General features: G+C 58.5%; 30 protein-coding genes. 10 read left to right on the top strand and 20 right to left on the bottom strand.

Going from position 1 to position 14,934, the window contains the following annotated elements; all coding sequences use genetic code 11:
* The first annotated feature begins 4 nt into the window (after positions 1–4).
* Positions 5–415 (top strand): YccF domain-containing protein, encoded by a 411-nt coding sequence (locus FZZ92_RS02615; protein ID WP_226422508.1) that lies wholly within the window; start codon positions 5–7, stop codon positions 413–415.
* Here FZZ92_RS02615 and FZZ92_RS02610 read toward each other — a convergent pair whose 3' ends face one another.
* Together FZZ92_RS02610 and FZZ92_RS02605 are read right to left on the bottom strand one after the other, a co-directional pair.
* Entirely contained in the window at positions 416–769 is a 354-nt protein-coding gene (locus tag FZZ92_RS02610; RefSeq protein ID WP_226422507.1) for a hypothetical protein, read from the bottom strand.
* Positions 770–1,234: 465 nt separating this feature from the next.
* Positions 1,235–1,471 (bottom strand): hypothetical protein, encoded by a 237-nt coding sequence (locus FZZ92_RS02605; protein ID WP_115021878.1) that lies wholly within the window; start codon positions 1,469–1,471, stop codon positions 1,235–1,237.
* 85 nt (positions 1,472–1,556) lie between these two features.
* Between FZZ92_RS02605 and sodC the strand changes: the two genes are divergently transcribed.
* Positions 1,557–2,093 (top strand): superoxide dismutase family protein, encoded by a 537-nt coding sequence (sodC, locus tag FZZ92_RS02600; RefSeq protein WP_226398551.1) that lies wholly within the window; start codon positions 1,557–1,559, stop codon positions 2,091–2,093.
* 221 nt (positions 2,094–2,314) lie between these two features.
* Here the strand turns inward: sodC and FZZ92_RS02595 are convergent, their stop codons facing one another.
* The gene (locus tag FZZ92_RS02595; protein ID WP_226422506.1) at positions 2,315–2,485 is read right to left on the bottom strand and encodes a hypothetical protein; all 171 of its coding nucleotides are present in this window, start codon (positions 2,483–2,485) and stop codon (positions 2,315–2,317) included.
* A 111-nt stretch (positions 2,486–2,596) separates the two neighbouring features.
* On the opposite strand from FZZ92_RS02595, the gene FZZ92_RS02590 reads away from it, so the two are divergent.
* Positions 2,597–2,854, top strand: coding sequence for a hypothetical protein (locus FZZ92_RS02590; protein ID WP_226422505.1), 258 nt, complete (start codon positions 2,597–2,599; stop codon positions 2,852–2,854).
* 96 nt (positions 2,855–2,950) lie between these two features.
* On the opposite strand, the gene FZZ92_RS02585 is transcribed toward FZZ92_RS02590, so the two are convergent.
* The gene (locus FZZ92_RS02585) at positions 2,951–3,196 is read right to left on the bottom strand and encodes an RNA-binding protein (protein WP_115022097.1); all 246 of its coding nucleotides are present in this window, start codon (positions 3,194–3,196) and stop codon (positions 2,951–2,953) included.
* Positions 3,197–3,440: 244 nt separating this feature from the next.
* Here FZZ92_RS02585 and FZZ92_RS02580 point away from each other — a divergent pair, with 244 nt between their 5' ends.
* On the top strand, positions 3,441–3,614 hold the full coding sequence (locus tag FZZ92_RS02580) for a hypothetical protein (RefSeq protein WP_170951182.1): 174 nt from the start codon (positions 3,441–3,443) through the stop codon (positions 3,612–3,614).
* A 23-nt stretch (positions 3,615–3,637) separates the two neighbouring features.
* On the opposite strand, the gene FZZ92_RS02575 is transcribed toward FZZ92_RS02580, so the two are convergent.
* On the bottom strand, positions 3,638–4,831 hold the full coding sequence (locus FZZ92_RS02575) for a glycosyltransferase family 2 protein (RefSeq protein ID WP_226422504.1): 1,194 nt from the start codon (positions 4,829–4,831) through the stop codon (positions 3,638–3,640).
* A 30-nt stretch (positions 4,832–4,861) separates the two neighbouring features.
* Positions 4,862–5,179, bottom strand: a complete 318-nt coding sequence (locus FZZ92_RS02570) for a DUF3303 domain-containing protein (RefSeq protein WP_115022096.1) — start codon at positions 5,177–5,179, stop codon at positions 4,862–4,864.
* 141 nt (positions 5,180–5,320) lie between these two features.
* On the opposite strand from FZZ92_RS02570, the gene FZZ92_RS02565 reads away from it, so the two are divergent.
* Positions 5,321–5,491, top strand: a complete 171-nt coding sequence (locus tag FZZ92_RS02565; protein WP_166017014.1) for a hypothetical protein — start codon at positions 5,321–5,323, stop codon at positions 5,489–5,491.
* Between the two features lie 246 nt (positions 5,492–5,737).
* On the opposite strand, the gene FZZ92_RS02560 is transcribed toward FZZ92_RS02565, so the two are convergent.
* Together FZZ92_RS02560 and FZZ92_RS02555 are read right to left on the bottom strand one after the other, a co-directional pair.
* Complete coding sequence (locus tag FZZ92_RS02560; protein WP_226422503.1) at positions 5,738–6,265, bottom strand: DUF924 family protein; 528 nt, start codon at positions 6,263–6,265, stop codon at positions 5,738–5,740.
* Entirely contained in the window at positions 6,262–7,935 is a 1,674-nt protein-coding gene (locus tag FZZ92_RS02555; protein WP_226422502.1) for a protein adenylyltransferase SelO family protein, read from the bottom strand. Before FZZ92_RS02555 ends, FZZ92_RS02560 begins: the two co-directional genes overlap by 4 nt.
* 65 nt (positions 7,936–8,000) lie before the next feature.
* On the opposite strand from FZZ92_RS02555, the gene FZZ92_RS02550 reads away from it, so the two are divergent.
* Positions 8,001–8,189 (top strand): hypothetical protein, encoded by a 189-nt coding sequence (locus FZZ92_RS02550; protein WP_226422501.1) that lies wholly within the window; start codon positions 8,001–8,003, stop codon positions 8,187–8,189.
* 27 nt (positions 8,190–8,216) lie between these two features.
* On the opposite strand, the gene FZZ92_RS02545 is transcribed toward FZZ92_RS02550, so the two are convergent.
* The 3 genes from FZZ92_RS02545 to FZZ92_RS02535 all read right to left on the bottom strand — a co-directional run bounded on the left by FZZ92_RS02545 (position 8,217) and on the right by FZZ92_RS02535 (position 8,792).
* On the bottom strand, positions 8,217–8,393 hold the full coding sequence (locus tag FZZ92_RS02545) for a hypothetical protein (protein ID WP_170951184.1): 177 nt from the start codon (positions 8,391–8,393) through the stop codon (positions 8,217–8,219).
* Positions 8,394–8,396: 3 nt separating this feature from the next.
* Positions 8,397–8,558 (bottom strand): hypothetical protein, encoded by a 162-nt coding sequence (locus tag FZZ92_RS02540; protein WP_166017019.1) that lies wholly within the window; start codon positions 8,556–8,558, stop codon positions 8,397–8,399.
* Between the two features lie 81 nt (positions 8,559–8,639).
* The gene (locus FZZ92_RS02535; protein ID WP_226407441.1) at positions 8,640–8,792 is read right to left on the bottom strand and encodes a hypothetical protein; all 153 of its coding nucleotides are present in this window, start codon (positions 8,790–8,792) and stop codon (positions 8,640–8,642) included.
* A gap of 106 nt (positions 8,793–8,898) precedes the next feature.
* Between FZZ92_RS02535 and FZZ92_RS02530 the strand changes: the two genes are divergently transcribed.
* Both FZZ92_RS02530 and FZZ92_RS02525 read left to right on the top strand, forming a co-directional pair.
* Positions 8,899–9,060, top strand: coding sequence for a hypothetical protein (locus FZZ92_RS02530; RefSeq protein ID WP_170951186.1), 162 nt, complete (start codon positions 8,899–8,901; stop codon positions 9,058–9,060).
* A 110-nt stretch (positions 9,061–9,170) separates the two neighbouring features.
* Entirely contained in the window at positions 9,171–9,614 is a 444-nt protein-coding gene (locus FZZ92_RS02525; RefSeq protein ID WP_226422500.1) for a tellurite resistance TerB family protein, read from the top strand.
* Between the two features lie 57 nt (positions 9,615–9,671).
* On the opposite strand, the gene FZZ92_RS02520 is transcribed toward FZZ92_RS02525, so the two are convergent.
* The 5 genes from FZZ92_RS02520 to FZZ92_RS02500 form a co-directional block, all read right to left on the bottom strand.
* Positions 9,672–9,821: a hypothetical protein gene (locus tag FZZ92_RS02520; RefSeq protein WP_166017022.1), complete on the bottom strand. Its 150-nt coding sequence runs from the start codon at positions 9,819–9,821 to the stop codon at positions 9,672–9,674.
* A 78-nt stretch (positions 9,822–9,899) separates the two neighbouring features.
* The gene (locus FZZ92_RS02515; protein WP_166017023.1) at positions 9,900–10,139 is read right to left on the bottom strand and encodes a hypothetical protein; all 240 of its coding nucleotides are present in this window, start codon (positions 10,137–10,139) and stop codon (positions 9,900–9,902) included.
* Positions 10,140–10,168: 29 nt separating this feature from the next.
* Positions 10,169–10,336, bottom strand: coding sequence for a hypothetical protein (locus FZZ92_RS02510; RefSeq protein WP_170951187.1), 168 nt, complete (start codon positions 10,334–10,336; stop codon positions 10,169–10,171).
* Positions 10,337–10,415: 79 nt separating this feature from the next.
* Positions 10,416–10,607, bottom strand: a complete 192-nt coding sequence (locus FZZ92_RS02505) for a hypothetical protein (protein WP_115021857.1) — start codon at positions 10,605–10,607, stop codon at positions 10,416–10,418.
* A 77-nt stretch (positions 10,608–10,684) separates the two neighbouring features.
* Entirely contained in the window at positions 10,685–11,050 is a 366-nt protein-coding gene (locus FZZ92_RS02500; protein WP_115021855.1) for an AbrB family transcriptional regulator, read from the bottom strand.
* A gap of 592 nt (positions 11,051–11,642) precedes the next feature.
* On the opposite strand from FZZ92_RS02500, the gene FZZ92_RS02495 reads away from it, so the two are divergent.
* A complete protein-coding gene (locus FZZ92_RS02495; protein ID WP_226422499.1) occupies positions 11,643–12,098 on the top strand; it encodes a lipocalin-like domain-containing protein in 456 nt (151 codons plus the stop codon).
* Positions 12,099–12,117: 19 nt separating this feature from the next.
* Here FZZ92_RS02495 and FZZ92_RS02490 read toward each other — a convergent pair whose 3' ends face one another.
* On the bottom strand, positions 12,118–12,375 hold the full coding sequence (locus FZZ92_RS02490) for a hypothetical protein (RefSeq protein WP_226398559.1): 258 nt from the start codon (positions 12,373–12,375) through the stop codon (positions 12,118–12,120).
* Between the two features lie 82 nt (positions 12,376–12,457).
* Here FZZ92_RS02490 and FZZ92_RS02485 point away from each other — a divergent pair, with 82 nt between their 5' ends.
* Positions 12,458–13,696: a cytochrome P450 gene (locus FZZ92_RS02485; RefSeq protein ID WP_226422498.1), complete on the top strand. Its 1,239-nt coding sequence runs from the start codon at positions 12,458–12,460 to the stop codon at positions 13,694–13,696.
* On the opposite strand, the gene FZZ92_RS02480 is transcribed toward FZZ92_RS02485, so the two are convergent.
* From FZZ92_RS02480 to FZZ92_RS02470, 3 genes are all read right to left on the bottom strand, one after another.
* Entirely contained in the window at positions 13,678–13,932 is a 255-nt protein-coding gene (locus FZZ92_RS02480; protein WP_115094127.1) for a hypothetical protein, read from the bottom strand. The two genes, FZZ92_RS02485 and FZZ92_RS02480, sit on opposite strands and share 19 nt — an antisense overlap.
* Positions 13,933–13,997: 65 nt before the next feature.
* Positions 13,998–14,222: a hypothetical protein gene (locus FZZ92_RS02475; RefSeq protein WP_226422497.1), complete on the bottom strand. Its 225-nt coding sequence runs from the start codon at positions 14,220–14,222 to the stop codon at positions 13,998–14,000.
* Positions 14,223–14,234: 12 nt separating this feature from the next.
* Positions 14,235–14,843 carry a hypothetical protein gene (locus tag FZZ92_RS02470; protein WP_226422496.1) on the bottom strand — a complete coding sequence of 203 codons (609 nt, stop codon included), beginning with the start codon at positions 14,841–14,843 and terminating at the stop codon, positions 14,235–14,237.
* Positions 14,844–14,934 lie beyond the last annotated feature (91 nt).

Raw genomic sequence — 14,934 nt, 5'->3', positions numbered from 1 at the left:
AGACATGATTTCTATGGCCCTCAACCTTCTCTGGGTTGTTCTCGGCGGCCTACCCATGGCTCTGGCCTGGTGGGTTGCAGCATTGGTCTGCGCCATCACCATCGTGGGGCTGCCCTGGGCACGGTCGTGCTGGGTGATGGGGCTTTTCTCTCTGTGGCCCTTCGGTTCAGAAGCGGTCAACCGCCGTGATCTCAGGGGTAGAGACGACCTGGGAACGGGACCCCTCGGCCTGATCGGAAACGTGATTTGGTTCCTTGTGGCTGGGTGGTGGTTGGCCCTGGGTCACCTCAGCAGTGCATTGGCCTGCTTCGTTACGATCATCGGCATTCCCTTCGGCATTCAGCACATCAAACTGGCGTTGATTGCTCTGGCCCCCGTCGGCATGACAGTTGTGAAATCCAAGGGCTTGGACTGATCAGAACAACAATTGAACCAGCCAGACCATGGCTAAACCCAGCACGCCAGCCAGCAACAGTCCGCCGACCAGGAAAGCGATACCAGCGACCAGTCCGATCCTGGCCATGGTGTCTGGATAAAGAAGAAATAAGGTCAGCCCCAAAGCCAAAGGCCAGAGCGGCGGAATCAACAGACAGACGCCCGTCAAAATCACCAGCTTTCGATCACGCCGTTTCCTTGTTTCCACTCGCGTGGCCACGGCGTCAGCGGCACGATCAAGCTCAGCCTGCTCATCTTCACTGAGCCACCGCCCAAGAGCCTTGGCACGATCAAGCTCGTCCTCAAGCCGCTCAGTGGGATTCCGGTTGTTCATCCAATCACCTTAAACAGGCTGGACTGGCAATCACATCGACTTTGGATTCAAGGCGTGCCAACAAATCCATCAACATGGTTATAGGTAATCTTATCTAGGTATTTACCCGCCGAAATAAAATAATTGCCTTAAGAGAAAAACCAGCATAGTGTCGCCCAGCGAACCGATGAAAGACATGCTAAGTAGAACTCTTGAATCACCAAACGCAGCTCAAGCCTGTGTAACTGAATCTCAAGTCAATGCCTATTTTGAATGCCTAACCCTCTGCAATCTTGACGATGGCAGCTGCTACGAACAATGCATTCTTGTACATCTAAAAAGTGAGGATGAGTCATGAGAACCTTGAATCATCAAAGACAAATCGGCGTTGCATCCCTGGTTTCAACAATTGCTGTCGCCCTTCTCGTCATTGGTTTTATGGGAATGGCTCAACACATCAATGCCAGCGTGCTCTGAACGATCTGGTTACTTCTGACGCTTAAAGGTGTAGCAACCACCGTGGTATCCGGTGAAGGGTTGGGCATAGGTCACCAGCTCCCAACCCTGCTCACCCAACTCATTCATCAATCCCACCAGACTGACATCACGCTGCGGATGGTTTCTGGAAATCAGCTGGCGATCATCCAGCCAGAGCTCCTCAATTTCGCCGGTCCATGTCTTACCACGGGGTACGAAGCGCAACTGGGTGTATTCCCACCGCATTACCAAGCATCAACCGAACGATGCACCATCTTCGCCGCAGAAGGCACCGACTGGGGTGCACAATTCAAGAACATGCTGTTCTGTGATGCGTCGCCTGCTCGCTCAGCTCCTTGTACTCATCAGCCTGATCACCATCACACCCGGCTGGTGCGGAGCATTGGAGGTGACACTGCAACGCATTGATGGCAACGGCACTGGCGAGTCAATCGGCAGCATCACAGCGCAGGACACCGATCAAGGCCTGGTGATCTATCCCGATCTGTCGGGGCTGACACCAGGGGAGCATGGCTTTCACCTCCACAGCGTTGGCAGCTGTGATGCAGGCGAAACCGAGAATGGCACCGCAGTTGCCGGCCTTGCCGCGGGTGGGCATTGGGATCCTGACGGATCAGGCCAGCACCTCGGCCCCTTCGGCAACGGCCACCGAGGCGACCTGAGCAAGTTGATCGTGGATGACGACGGCAACACAAACACGAGCGTTGTTGCACCACGGCTCAGCACAGCCGATCTCCGGGGCAAGGCACTGATTGTTCACGCTGGTGGCGACACCTACAGAGACGAACCACCCCTCGGCGGAGGTGGAGCACGGGTTGCCTGCGGCGTGGTGCAGGACGATCGCTAAACGATCAGAGCGCTAGCCCCGCCCGATTAACGGTTCACCAACCTCGAGTGCAGGCGACAAACCCTGAGCGCCTGAACGGGAGGTTCCTGACAGAGGGCTCCGAGCTCACTGTTCAGCTGACGGAACAGGGAGAGATCTGCCCCGGGGATCGATGGAAACATGAGGAACAAACCTGAGGCGATCAAACCGATCACAGCACTGGTCCAACTCTTACGAGAATCTTAAGTCTGCGTTGATTGTGCATCGTCTTCGTTCCGACAGACCACGGCCATGAGGGAATCAATGTGCAACATCAGACCAACGCGCCAGGCAGCATCCTCATTGCAAGCCTCAATGGTCTCCACCAGAATCGAGCCTCCACTCTCAATGATCAGGTCATAGGCGGGTGGCATCGGATTCGTTGCATGGCCTCTCCATTCAGGTGCCAGAGCTCGTTTGGCACATCCCCCAGCTGAGGGATTTCAACGGAGTGAGCATGATGAAGACCCCGGCTTTCCAAATCGTTGTTCAAGTCCCCCCTATTTCGCCGCGTCGGGATTTACCTCGTGCTCAGCACAGCCGCCGTCACCGTCGTCAATCAGCTGCAGCTTGAGCAGCAGAGTGCCTACCAGATCTATATCCCCATGTTCATTGGGATTTATGTGCTCTCGCGTTGGATCGATAGCCGGTTCAACCAGGCCTCTCAAAACCAACAGATCAACACAAGCGCAGCACAAAAGGATGGATCACCCTCATCGACCGAGCGAGGCTTCGGAAGTTGAGCCAAGCAATCTCATCAAAAGAACGCCTTGGCGAACGAAAGAGTGGTGGGGCGGTGATCAATCACCGCCCCACCACCCGTTGATTGATCCCAAGGATCAGCGGCGAGGTTCGGCCTTACGAACCGAGATGGCACGCCCCATCCACTCGACGTTCTGAAGATCATCAATCGCCGATTGCTCATCGGCTTCATTGCTGAGATCCACAAAAGCGAAACCACGCTTGCGGCCTGTCTCCCGGTCCAGCGGTAAGGAGCATTTGCTCACTTCGCCGTACTGGCCGAACAGATGTACCAAATCCTCCCGCTCAGCGTCCCAGGAGAGATTTCCAATAAAGATCGTCAAAAAAAAGACTGGCTCAACACTGATTACCTTCGCACACAGCGAACCGAAGGCGTTGAACGTTCCTTTTTCGCATCGAACAGCATCGGCTCAGCGGGGCCCAAAAGGCGCTCTGGATGGGTCAGCGCAATGGCGTGGTCCAGAGAGACCAGAAAGCATCGTTCGAGCGTGAATTCCATAGAAGGCCTTTTATTCGAGCCAAGTTGAGCCTTAACGAAAGCAGGCTTGAGGCAGTTAGGGCCTTGAGATGACTGGACTCAGCGGCACAAAATCAGACGATTTCATCAACGCAGCCAAGGCACGCGGAGAGGCTGCTTTAAAAGACAAACAGCCCAGATTGACCAAGCTGGAAACGGCATTCCGGCATGCAGCGCTGCGGCGTCGGGCTGAAGATGCACGGAAACAGGCTCGCCACTCGTGATGGTCTGATCGGACCAAACTCCCTTAACCGAGAGCGCGTCCTTTCCAGGTCCAGCCACGACCCGTGCGTGTGCGCCAGATCGAAACAGGACCGATCGCACCCACCAGCAAACCACCCACACCCATCAGGTACCAGTACCTGATGGGCACATCAAAGGTGCTGCGCGTCCAGAGCCGCAGCAGCAGCAGCTGAACGATGGCTAGACCCGCCAAAGCCATGAGCCACAACCAAGCGACCGACAGCACGGGCTGAAGCCAAAGCAGAACAAGCGATGTCGGCAACAACAGCCACGGGGCTGTGAACATCAGGACCACCACCAAGGCGGCACCGATGGCTTTGCCTGGATCCCTGTCCAACCCGATGAACCAATTCTTGGTCCACCCCTCCCAGAGGGCAGCGAGGTCGGCATACATCCGAAGGTCGACCGCATCAAGACCCAGCAAATAGCTCAGTCGATAGCCGCCGGCCTTGATGGCCCGGGCGAGGGCGAGATCCTCCACCACTTCGCCCGCGAGAGCCCGGTGACCGCCGATGCACTCGTAGGTGGATGCCTTAAACAACATGAACGGACCTGCCGCAAACGCCACCGGCGATTGCGGATCGTTGGTTTCAAGGATGGGGAAGCCAAGGCCCAGCAGGCTGGCCATGATCGGCTGCACCATCCACTCCGCCAGGCATCCGCAGCTCAGTCGAGGGGCCAGGCTCAGCAGATCGGCATGCTCATCAACAGCTTGCGCCAGGGACCGCTGAAGAGCATCCGGCTTCAGTCGAACGTCTGCATCAATAAACAAGAGCCAATCGCTGGAGACCTGCTCGACGGCCCTGCTGCAGGCCCAGTTCTTGCCGACCCAGCGCTCGTCGGCAGGTCGGGGGCCCGCCTTGATCAGGCGGAACCGTGAAGCGGTGGAACCGGCCCGGATGGCGTTCTCGACGGTCGCGTCTGTTGACTCGTCGTCCACCACCACCACCGACCAATCCCGGCAAGGGGGCGCACTGGCCAGCACGCTGCCCAGGCAGTCAGCGATGTTGTGGGCTTCGTTGAAGGCGGGGATGACCACCGTCAGAGACGTGTCTGGGGCGGGAGCCTCCTGGGCCGGCTTTAATCGCGGTGCGACAGCAAACACCCGTCGCAGACCCAACTGAAGGATCAACAATCCCGCTGAAGCTGCTGTGGCCGTAACGAGGAGCAGCACAGGCTCAAGCAAGGCGAGCGTCACGGCCAGACAACGGTGTGAAGGAGAGCCGTCTCAGTCGACGGATGCTGCAGCTTCCACCATCGGCCACATGGCAGCAAATTCGGCATCCGAAACCACGGCGGTGACATCGAACTGAATACCGAAATCCTTGATCCAAGGGCCGAGGTGCGCCCAGACCTTGCCGATATCACTGGCAACGGCAATTGCCACCCCACTACCGCTGATCGGCTCGCAGACGCGATATTTGAGTGCGAAGCCATCAAAGACATCTCCAGGGGCTCCAGCATTGATGTACTCAGCAAAGCCTGGAGATGACTCCCAAGCCCCCTCCACAGTCGGGAACGTCCAGACAATCAGATAGTGCTGCAAGGTGAATGGTGCATCCAACTGATTCGTAGCCACGGAATGCAGCCATCAACGCTAAATCGCAACTGAATTCAGCAGTCATTCAGGAGGAGCTTCGCGAAGAGCTGGCAGCGGGCTACAGCTGAAATAGGTCTTAGCGCAGTCATGGCTCTCCACGTCGCCAATGAAATGGATGAAGTCGAAGTCGCTGTCTGGTGGGACCTGTCGCGCATCGTCCGTCACTTCGAACGTCAAGGATTGGAGCGACGGGAGGTAAAAGTTGCCGTCATGAATGCGGCGCTTCGATTGATGGCTGATGAAGGGGAACAGAAGTAAGCAGAGCTCTACAACAAAGCTGAGCTGTCATTAGGAGGAGAAATAATTGCGTTGGTTTGCATTCACCTCACTCCTTTGTCATTTTGGCCATCGGGAGACTGGATCAAGATTGGACTCCTTGATCTAGCGTATGAAACTGCAATAAATTCCTGAAAAACCGAGCTTTAACGAGATACCTTTTACGTTGAGACCATCGCTTGCTGAGAACCGATTGCGGAGATAGAGCGAGACACACGCGCAACGGGATCATCCTTCCAGAAACAAGACTTCTGCCCGTGAACTGTTGCGTCCGAGGGCAGCATTGCGCTGGGGATAACGACTGAAACGATGCAGCTGCATCAAATTGCGGCGGGCCACATCGGCTGTGGCGGCATCCGCCCATTGCTCCAGCAAGGGAATGGCCTTCGCCACCACGCCTTCCTCTTCGCTGTGCAGCAAAGGCATCAGCCAAAACTGACGTCGCGGTCGCTGCGGTTCAGCCGCAACCCATCCTTGTTGGAGGCCCATCAGGGCAACAGCCAACGCCTGTTGATCTCCTGAAAAGGCCTTGGCCTCCCCGCGCCAGATCTGACGGCTGAATTGATCCAGCAACAACACCAAAGCCAGAGCACTGGAGGGCCGATCGGCCCACTCCTGAAGATCACCGGCAAGGGCAAGCTCAACCAAAGCACCGAAACGATCCGACACGAGGGCATCGAAGCTGTCGCGGCGACGAAACCACTGCCAGGGACGGCACTGCTGGAACCAGAAGCGCAGAACGTCGTCAGCGGTCAAGACGAACAGCTGTAGTGGGACACCCCTCCAGCGCTGAAGAACTCCCGGGGCTTCAAGCGGTCGTAGCGGGCCGCCAGGTCGGGGGAAGGGGTGTCGTAGGGGGCACTGAACAGCTGCTGCAGTTCAGCCATCAGAGAGGTGTTGCCTTCGGCTGCCTGCTGGTAAGCCGGAGCGATCAGCCACTCACGCCAGGTGATCGCCGGATTGACCCGCCGCATGCCCGCGGAGATCAGGGCCGGATCGACGCCATGGGGCCACTGGGCACGCCAGCGTTGCAACCAGTCCTGCCACTGGGATTCAAGGGTCGCCGAGAGGGGCAGATAGAAACAGTCCCGCAGCGGATCGATCTGATCGGGCAGATCCGACAAGCGGCGGAAGAACATCGAATAATCGGCGCTCGACTCCACCAGGAGCTGCAGGAACTCCTGCACCAGTGTTTCAGCGGTGCAGGACAAGCCGAGTTTGCTGCTCCACATCCGTTGCATGGCGTCCTGCATGGCAACAGGGAAACCCTCCAGCAACTGATCGAGTTGGGCCTGGGCCTCCGCCTGGCCCTCCATCAGCGTGCGCAGGGATTTCCAGAACATGCGGTAGTTGGCCTCAGCGGCAACCGGCTGGTTGAAAAAGCAGAAATGAGCTCCGCCACCGGTCCAGGGCTGAAAGCGCGGATCGAACAGCTCACAGAATCCGAATGGCCCGTAATCGAGGGTGAAGCCACCGGCGGCGCAGTTGTCGCTGTTGAAGTTGCCCTGGCAGTAGCCAACGCGGATCCAGTTGGCGACCAAGGCCGTGAGGCGATCACGGAACAACTGGGCCAACAGCACAACCTGATCGCTGAAGGGCAGGCGGGGATCGATCTCCTGGCGATAATTTCGTTCGATCAGGTGCGCCACGATCAGGTGCAGCTCCTGGTGCGCCTTGGGATGGGCATCACTGCGGGCACGGCGGGCGAACAACTCCAGCTGACCCACCCGCAGAAACGATGGCGCCACCCGGGTGCTGATGGCCGCGGGGTTGTCGACCATCACGTCCGGGTCCATGGAGCGTGAGTTCTCGGAATACCAGGGGCGACGAACCGTCTCGGCATGGGAGACGTAGAGAGTCAACGAACGGGAGGTGGGCACACCAAGGGCGTGCATGAACTCCTGCGCGAGAAACTCACGAACACTGGAGCGGAGCACCGCTCGACCATCAGCACCACGGCAATAGGGCGTCGGACCACCCCCTTTGAGCTGCATCTCCCAGCGGCGGCCTTCAAACACCCCCTCAAACACCGACATGGCTCGGCCATCGCCGTAGCCATTGCCATTGCCAAAGGGGCACTGCTGGGTGTATTCCGTGCCGTAGATCGAAAGGGCATAGCCGGTGGCCCAGCCCCAGGGCCGCATTGGACCGGTGGCCACACGGAGATCGCCGGAGAACATCCGTCGGAATTGGCTGTCCTGGGCCAGGTCATCACTGAGACCAAGCTCGCCGAACAACGATCGGCTGTGCGCCAGGTATTCAGGATCGGGAATCGGGGTGGGGGTCACCGGCACGTAATGGCCGGAGAGAACCTGGCGTGGGCGGTGATCCTGCCCATCCGCTGTCGCCTCCGGATCAGGGGTGAGGGCTTCCAACAGGGAATAGTCGGCCCGCTCGGCGAACTCAGCAAACGTGGCGGTGCTCATCGGGCCTTGAAGCTGACTCCATCATCGCCAGGGCAGCGGCCGGGTGTTTTGACCGATGGCCAACTGTGAGCAGAGGTTCTAAACCGAAGGAAGAGCACGAGGGAATGATGGGCAAAGCGAAGAAACTGCGCTCCGATGACCGCCAGGAGGAGCTGATCACCAGCCTGATCGGCTTGGCCGCCATCTTCGTAGCGACGGCGATCTGGTGGAGCCTGGCTCCCCAGTGGCTGACCAGCAGCTGGCAAAACTTTTAGCCCGGCAGCTGCGTCGCAAAGGCGAAATCAGTAGTCAGGCATGGATGTTTCAGCCCGCAAGGTGCACCAAGGCTCAAGCAGAGTCGGGCGACCGCAGTGGGGGCAATCCTGCCCCCGACGCTCCACTTGTACGAAAGGGATCCAACGGGAGTTGTCCTTCCCCTCGTAGCCACAGTGCTTGCAGTGAATTCGGTACTCAGCCATGGCTCAAAGCGCGGACTTCTCCTGGCGTTGAACGGCTTCATGAGCCTGACGCAGGCCATGCACCATGAAGCAGTAAGCCGGATTGCAGACCAGATAACGCCCTTCACCGATGGCATCGATGGTGGAGCCTCGCGAGGTGGCAAAAATGCGGCTTTTGAACTCCATCCAATCTCCAGGTGCTGACCTCACTGTTGTGAGGACACAGAGCAACGGCAACCCGTGTAAAGGCGCATTTTTTTCAGTGGCTCAGTCGATCCGTTCGCAGTGGTCGCCATCGCACTGCAATCCGCATTGGGGCTGCTTGGCGCCGTACTGCCAAGGACGACGCATCGCCCAATACTCATCCACCAGACCGAGCAGGTAGGTGCCGATGCGCCGGAGCAGGGAGGGATGTTTCATCCCCTCAAGTTGGCAACAGCAGCACCAGCCTGCAACCGGACGCCACAGAATCGAAGTGGCAAAACGTGGCCTGGATGGGTTAGCCCCGAAGCAGTGCAATCGAGCCATGACCACCACGCAACACTCCAACCATCTGCTGGAAGAGCTCGTCGCCGAGGAAATCGTTTATCAGATTGATCAGATCGCTGAGGAGCTGCAGCGGGAAGGCTGGCCGATCGCCATGGTGAAACGGTTCATGCATGTGGCCGTGGAGCGTCTTCCGGAGTGAGGCCATCTCCCAGGTAGGCCAAACGACTCATCTCGGTCGCTCTGTGGCGCTTTAGACAATCACGAACCGGGGATTGCGTTGACAGTTGGGCAACACCTGCGTCATCCCCGATGAATGTCGTCACAGCCTTTGCGGCCGTTGGCCTCACAGCGGTGTCGTGGGACGACACCCTCAGCCGCGCCGGAGCAAGGGCATTCCGGCACGCCCTCGACTACCGCGAGCCCTACTGCCGGATGAGTGACAACGAGCTGGTGTTGCTGATGGATGCGGTGCTAGCCATGCGGCTGGAGCGGGGCACCAAAGCTCTGATGGTGGAGGCAACCAAGGTGCTCACGGCCGATCAGGCCCTCACGGCTTACGCCATGGCCTCGGAACTAATGCGCTCCGACGGGCCCTATTCAGCCGAGGAGCGGCGCCGGCTTGATCTGTTGGCCTTGATGCTCTCCATCTCGCAAGTGGAAGCTGAACGCATCGATTCGGTCTTTGAGTTGCTACACGCCCCCCTGGAGTCGGCCTGCAAGGCACCAGCCGCAAGACCGTCAGCCGTCAGCTGAGGGCGATCGCCCCAAGATCAAGCGGGATGTGCAGCCGCTCAGCACCGATACAGAGGATCAGGCAGCTCGCTTGTCATCACCGAACCAGATGCCCCGGCGGCTGTCGGGCAGACGAACGACGGCGCGCTCATAGCGTTGACGGCAGCTGCGGGAACGGAGATGGTCCTCAGCTTCCTGAAGCAGCAGTTGCAGCCTGACGTCATCCATGGAATTGCCTTGATGCCAACCCATTCAGGCCACGATCTGAGCAGCGTCAAGGGCCTGGGGGAAGGGCCAAGGCAGCAGTCAACCTGGGTAGGCCACGTTCAACTCCTCCGATCCATAGCGGAGCAGGAAGTCCGCCTCGGATTGCTCGGAGAGCAATAGACAGGTGTGATGGTTGTAGCCCGTTCGGTAGCAGTAGACATCAAGCCCCTCAGGGTTGCGATTGGAGAGAATGATTTCTCCCGTCCGAAGCACGTAGCGCGTCGACATCACGATCCACCAACTGATGTCTTCGAGATAGCGCTGATCAAGTGCAACCAATCACTTCTGTGCTGAGCTGCTCACCGGAATCATTCGGTGTCGACCCGGATGAAAAAACGACTTTCCACGTCCATCTCCCCCTGCTCATCCACCTCGGGATCGCCCTCCACCAATTCCACAGCGAAGTCCTTATCGTCCAATTCATGCACAACGCTCTGACCATGCACCAGGTTGTGGACGAGCAGGAGTCGTTTCATCGGTGAACTGAGGCGCCATTCCACCGGTTGGTAGCAACAGGTTGATTGGAAGAGGTTGATTGGAAGAGCCCTTCAACGTTCAGCGAAAGCCGAAACCATCACCAATTGGCTGCTTGGCTGAATATTCCCGCGACAAAGCATCAAGCATCAGAGCGATGTAACGGTCATCCATGCCGATGTCTTGCTTCAGCTGCCGCATCATGTTGTTGATGCTCTTGAAGGTGTCTGGAATGTGATGGTCCAAATGCTCCTTGGTGGGTTGGTAGGGCATTGGAGCAAAAAAAATTCCCCGTGGAACCTAAAGGGGCCACAGGGAGAAATGTTGTTTCTGCTGAACAAGAAAGGAAATCAATCCTCTTCTTCAGAACCACCCACGGGAATCAGGCGGATCTGCTTACGTCCCAGCTTGATCTCGTACTCATCACCAGGCTGCAGTTCAAGGATGGCGGTGTAGGCCTTACCGATCAGCAGATTGCCATTGCCCTGAACCACAGCTTTGTAAGACAACTTGCGACCACCCTTACCAACACCGGATCCACCGGTGGAAAAGGAGAGGCCCTTGGCTTCCAGCAGAGCCTCGTAGAACGCCGTGAATTTCACCTGTTCAGAGCCGTCTTTCTTGGTGACGACATAGCCACAACCTTTGGCCAGATCTGTTTTGGCGCAATCGCCAAGTTCCTTGACGCGGTTGAGCAATTCAGCTCCGGTAAGCATGGGACTGTGAGAACGAGACCTACGTATTAGACACCATATTTGCAAGATCACAAGGGGATAAAAAAGCTAATTTCAGTTGATTTGCTCGGAAGTCTTTCAACACCGCAGGCTCAATCGATAAACCCGATCGATGAACCCGACCGATGCAACGGATTGCGAGCAAGAATCAAGCGACAATCTCGATCGCCGTGGGTGGATGGTTTGACACAGCCATCAGATGCCAACAGATGGCATCGAAGATTGAACGAGCTGACAGACACCGACTCTCAGTTCCAATCAGATCCTGCTCAGGGGGGCGTCGGTTGGTTGGTCAACACGAACCGACATCAGGTTATGAGTTTCAGACCAGATCCAATCCCAGAAAATGCTTGCTGGCTGTTGATCAGGACGGATCACCATGAACCTCCAAGTCCGCTTGCACCAGTCAGCCATCGACGCGCACCGCAGGACGACGCCATCAAAACCCGAGCAGTTTCGTGGTTGTTGTTACTGGATCGGCATTCAATGGCTTCAATTTCACAGGAATCCCGAGATCCAAGCTGTAGAAGCTGGATGGCGATCGATAGGTTGCTCGTCAGGAACAGGTTCAGTTGTGAGCGTCAGTGAGATTCAACCCGCCGAAACCATCACTCCACCCACAGTTCATGGCGCCTGGCAGCTGTTGAGCTACTGCGTCGAAGAACAATCCAATGGCAACACCTTTGCGCCAATGGGCGATCACCCCAGCGGATATGTGATCTTCACACCGGAAGGACGTCTCTCCTTCATGCTCTCGGCCGAAGGACGGCAACCAGGCGCCAGCGCCGAGGAGCGCTCATCTCTACTGAGCAACATGATTGCCTACACCGGTATCTATTGCCTGGAGGGTGATCGCTGGATCACCAAGGTGGATGTGGCCTGGAACCCCGAGTGGGTTGGCACCGAACAGACCCGATTTTTCTCAATCGACGGTGATCTGCTCACGGTGCGCACCCCTTGGAGGGTGATGCCCAACTGGCCCGAAAAAGGGCTGACCCGCAGCATTGTTCGCTTTCAACGCTGCCGCTGAGGCCCTAAAGCCACAGCTTTCAAGTCTCCGTGTCACCCTTCTGCCCACCACAGGCATGGCGAGGTTGGTATCCCTGCTGTTCGGCCAGATAACGGAGATAGACGATCTGATGACGATCCGGCATCCCGACGGCGGCAATCAGACCCAACGGACCAAACAACAGGCCAGCCAACAACCAGCGGTTGCTGTTGCGTGCCTTCTGGGCGGCAACAGTTTTGGACAAACCAGCGCTGATCAAATGGGAGACCAGCACCATGACCAGGAACTTGAGATCCACGAAGTTGGCGCAGCACACACCTTCAGGTAGCCAGCACCTGCAGCACTGTCAGCCCTAAAACAGCCATTCCCCCACTGCTGCGATGACGACCATTCCCCTCCCAAGCACGGGCGCCGTGAGCGGACTGGGGGAAACCCTGGCGTTCTTCACTCAGGCCGACTTCGCCCAACGGCGGTTCCAGGCCTACGGCGATGTATTCGAAACCAAGCTGCTGGCCCAGCGCATGGTGTTCATCCGTGGTGAACGGGCCATCGGCGACTTGCTGGGTCAGGGCGATGCCCTGGAGGGTTGGTGGCCCGACAGTGTGCAGCAACTGCTGGGCAGCAAGTCGCTGGCCAACCGCAATGGCACAGGCCACAAAGCGCGCCGGCGGGTGGTGGGGCAACTGTTCTCCAGCGCTGCTCTGGCGCGCTACACCCCTTCGATTCAGCAGTTGGTTGAGGAGCTATGCCAGGAGCTGGTCACCGCCAAGAAACCTTTGCCGCTGGCGGCACGGATGCGCCGCTTCGCCTTTGCGGTGATTGCCACCACGGTGCTGGGGCTGGATGGCGCTAGCCGCGATGCCCTGTTCGCCGACTTCGAGATCTGGACTCGGGCCCTGTTCTCGATTCCGCTGGCGATCCCGGGAACACCCTTCGCCAAGGCGATGGCCGCACGTCAGCGGCTGTTGCAGCGGATCAAGGCTGAGCTGCAACGGGGCAGCAAGGCAGGGGGCCTTGATCTCCTGAGTGGCGGACTGGATGAAGCCGGCATCCCCCTGGACGACGACGACCTGGCCGAGCAACTGCTGCTGCTGCTGTTCGCCGGCTACGAAACCACCGCATCGTCACTGAGCTGCCTGTTTCGAGCGCTGCTGCTGAACCCGGAGATCGAGACCTGGTTACGGGAGGGACTGGCTGAAAGCGTGACGTCGCCGCGGCTGGATGCCACGGTGTTGGAAGTGATGCGGCTGACGCCTCCGGTGGGAGGGTTCTTCCGGCGCAGCCTGGCGCCGATCACCCTGGCGGGGGTCGCCATTCCGCAGGGCAGCGTGGTTCAGGTGGTGCTGAGCCCGGCATCCGACAACGACGACGCCGACCTTGCGGCATTCCGGCCGCAACGGCACCTGGATGGATCCTTCGGGCAAACGTTGTTGCCCTTCGGCGGCGGCGAGCGGGTCTGCCTTGGCAAGGCCCTCGCGGAACTGGAGATCCGCCTAATGGCGGTTGGCGTGCTCCAGGCGGTGGAGCTGCAGCTGCAGCCAGATCAAGACCTGGCGCTGCAGCTGATTCCCAGCCCCAGCCCGAAGGACGGCCTGCTGGTTCAGGCGGCTGCGCGGTGACGACGGCGGCCCAGAGGTTCGATCCAATCCACCAACACCTCCTGGTGGCGCAGCATCGGTTCCGGCAGACGGCAACCGAGGTTGATCTCTCCTTGGTCCATCAGGCGACCCAGCCGAATGGCAGCGGCCTCCTCCGGACGGTCAAAACTGCTCTGGTGCGAGGTCAGCCAGCTCACCTCATGCTCAGTGATCACTCCGGTGGAGAGGCTCTCGAGGAAAATTTCTCCGACAGTCATGAGAGTCGTGTAACGAATTCGTTACATCCTGGCGCGCCCGGCCAGGAGTCGCGACTCCGATCAGCTCAAGCCAGCCACTGGTCGGCATCCATCACCTTCTTGATCAGGAGACCGAGGCGCTTGAACTCAGCGAAGTTCACATCCTTCACCGCCTGATCGAGGCCGCAGTCGACCCAGGAACCATCGCGCTTCTCCTCAATGGTGAAGTCCTGCTCGAGGCTGTCGCGGCGGATCCGATAGGTGATGCCGTCCTCGTGGAGGAAGTCGGCAGAAACCAGCTGAAGGCCCATCAATCGCTCGCGTTAATCCAGCGATGGTGCCGCGAAAGTGTCAGCCACTGCAACAATCCAGCGGGCCGCCGCAGCTGTCACCTGCTCCTTGGTGACATTGAACTCCAGATCGTGCCCCTGCTCGAGCAGATCGGGAATGAGCGTTTGCCAGGCCATGCCGGCGGCACTGGCATTGAGATCGCCGATCAGCACAAAAGCCTTGGCTGCCCCGGTGACGGCATCGGTGTACTCAGGATTGGCACTCACCTTGCTCCGGTACCAGTCGCCCACCTGATCACGCTGGGCCTTGCTGAGGAACGGCGGAGCACCGACGAGATAGGCATCGAGCACGAGCATCGGGCTGGGCACACTTCTGCCGGGGTGCTTGAGCTCGAACCAGGCCTGGCCGATGGAAGCGGCATCGGGCCAATGGCAGAGGATCGCGGCGTCCTGACTGTCGAGAGTCCGCTGGGTTGCCAACTGATCAATGCGCTCAAGCAGGGCAGGCCCAGTGAGCGGCGGTTCACTTCGGGCGTGCTCGGCCCGCACTTCATTGATGGCCTCGGCCACCGCGACTTCATTGTCATTGAGCTGCTCAAGAGCCCGCTTGAGGTTGGCGTCGGCGTCGGCTGGGCTGGCCAAGGAGCATCAGTCAGGGGCACTAACCAAGATCTCATCTCCGCTTCACGCGCTGACGGAAACAAGAAAGGGAGCGACTGCCGAAAGCAAGCCT

This window comes from Synechococcus sp. MU1611 (genome assembly GCF_020514255.1).
Lineage (GTDB): Bacteria > Cyanobacteriota > Cyanobacteriia > PCC-6307 > Cyanobiaceae > Parasynechococcus.
Note: the sequence above shows the minus strand (reverse complement) of the source record. Positions and strands in the feature narration are given on the sequence as shown.

Excerpts from the sequence above, each read along its gene's own strand:
- FZZ92_RS02615 (WP_226422508.1), top strand. The coding sequence starts at position 5 with ATGATTTCTATGGCCCTCAACCTTCTCTGGGTTGTTCTCGGCGGCCTA.
- FZZ92_RS02610 (WP_226422507.1), bottom strand. The coding sequence starts at position 769 with ATGAACAACCGGAATCCCACTGAGCGGCTTGAGGACGAGCTTGATCGT.
- FZZ92_RS02605 (WP_115021878.1), bottom strand. The coding sequence starts at position 1,471 with ATGCGGTGGGAATACACCCAGTTGCGCTTCGTACCCCGTGGTAAGACA.
- sodC (WP_226398551.1), top strand. The coding sequence starts at position 1,557 with ATGCGTCGCCTGCTCGCTCAGCTCCTTGTACTCATCAGCCTGATCACC.
- FZZ92_RS02595 (WP_226422506.1), bottom strand. The coding sequence starts at position 2,485 with ATGCCACCCGCCTATGACCTGATCATTGAGAGTGGAGGCTCGATTCTG.
- FZZ92_RS02580 (WP_170951182.1), top strand. The coding sequence starts at position 3,441 with ATGACTGGACTCAGCGGCACAAAATCAGACGATTTCATCAACGCAGCC.
- FZZ92_RS02565 (WP_166017014.1), top strand. The coding sequence starts at position 5,321 with ATGGCTCTCCACGTCGCCAATGAAATGGATGAAGTCGAAGTCGCTGTC.
- FZZ92_RS02555 (WP_226422502.1), bottom strand. The coding sequence starts at position 7,935 with ATGAGCACCGCCACGTTTGCTGAGTTCGCCGAGCGGGCCGACTATTCC.
- FZZ92_RS02545 (WP_170951184.1), bottom strand. The coding sequence starts at position 8,393 with ATGGCTGAGTACCGAATTCACTGCAAGCACTGTGGCTACGAGGGGAAG.
- FZZ92_RS02540 (WP_166017019.1), bottom strand. The coding sequence starts at position 8,558 with ATGGAGTTCAAAAGCCGCATTTTTGCCACCTCGCGAGGCTCCACCATC.
- FZZ92_RS02535 (WP_226407441.1), bottom strand. The coding sequence starts at position 8,792 with ATGAAACATCCCTCCCTGCTCCGGCGCATCGGCACCTACCTGCTCGGT.
- FZZ92_RS02530 (WP_170951186.1), top strand. The coding sequence starts at position 8,899 with ATGACCACCACGCAACACTCCAACCATCTGCTGGAAGAGCTCGTCGCC.
- FZZ92_RS02525 (WP_226422500.1), top strand. The coding sequence starts at position 9,171 with ATGAATGTCGTCACAGCCTTTGCGGCCGTTGGCCTCACAGCGGTGTCG.
- FZZ92_RS02520 (WP_166017022.1), bottom strand. The coding sequence starts at position 9,821 with ATGGATGACGTCAGGCTGCAACTGCTGCTTCAGGAAGCTGAGGACCAT.
- FZZ92_RS02510 (WP_170951187.1), bottom strand. The coding sequence starts at position 10,336 with ATGAAACGACTCCTGCTCGTCCACAACCTGGTGCATGGTCAGAGCGTT.
- FZZ92_RS02505 (WP_115021857.1), bottom strand. The coding sequence starts at position 10,607 with ATGCCCTACCAACCCACCAAGGAGCATTTGGACCATCACATTCCAGAC.
- FZZ92_RS02500 (WP_115021855.1), bottom strand. The coding sequence starts at position 11,050 with ATGCTTACCGGAGCTGAATTGCTCAACCGCGTCAAGGAACTTGGCGAT.
- FZZ92_RS02485 (WP_226422498.1), top strand. The coding sequence starts at position 12,458 with ATGACGACCATTCCCCTCCCAAGCACGGGCGCCGTGAGCGGACTGGGG.
- FZZ92_RS02480 (WP_115094127.1), bottom strand. The coding sequence starts at position 13,932 with ATGACTGTCGGAGAAATTTTCCTCGAGAGCCTCTCCACCGGAGTGATC.
- FZZ92_RS02475 (WP_226422497.1), bottom strand. The coding sequence starts at position 14,222 with ATGGGCCTTCAGCTGGTTTCTGCCGACTTCCTCCACGAGGACGGCATC.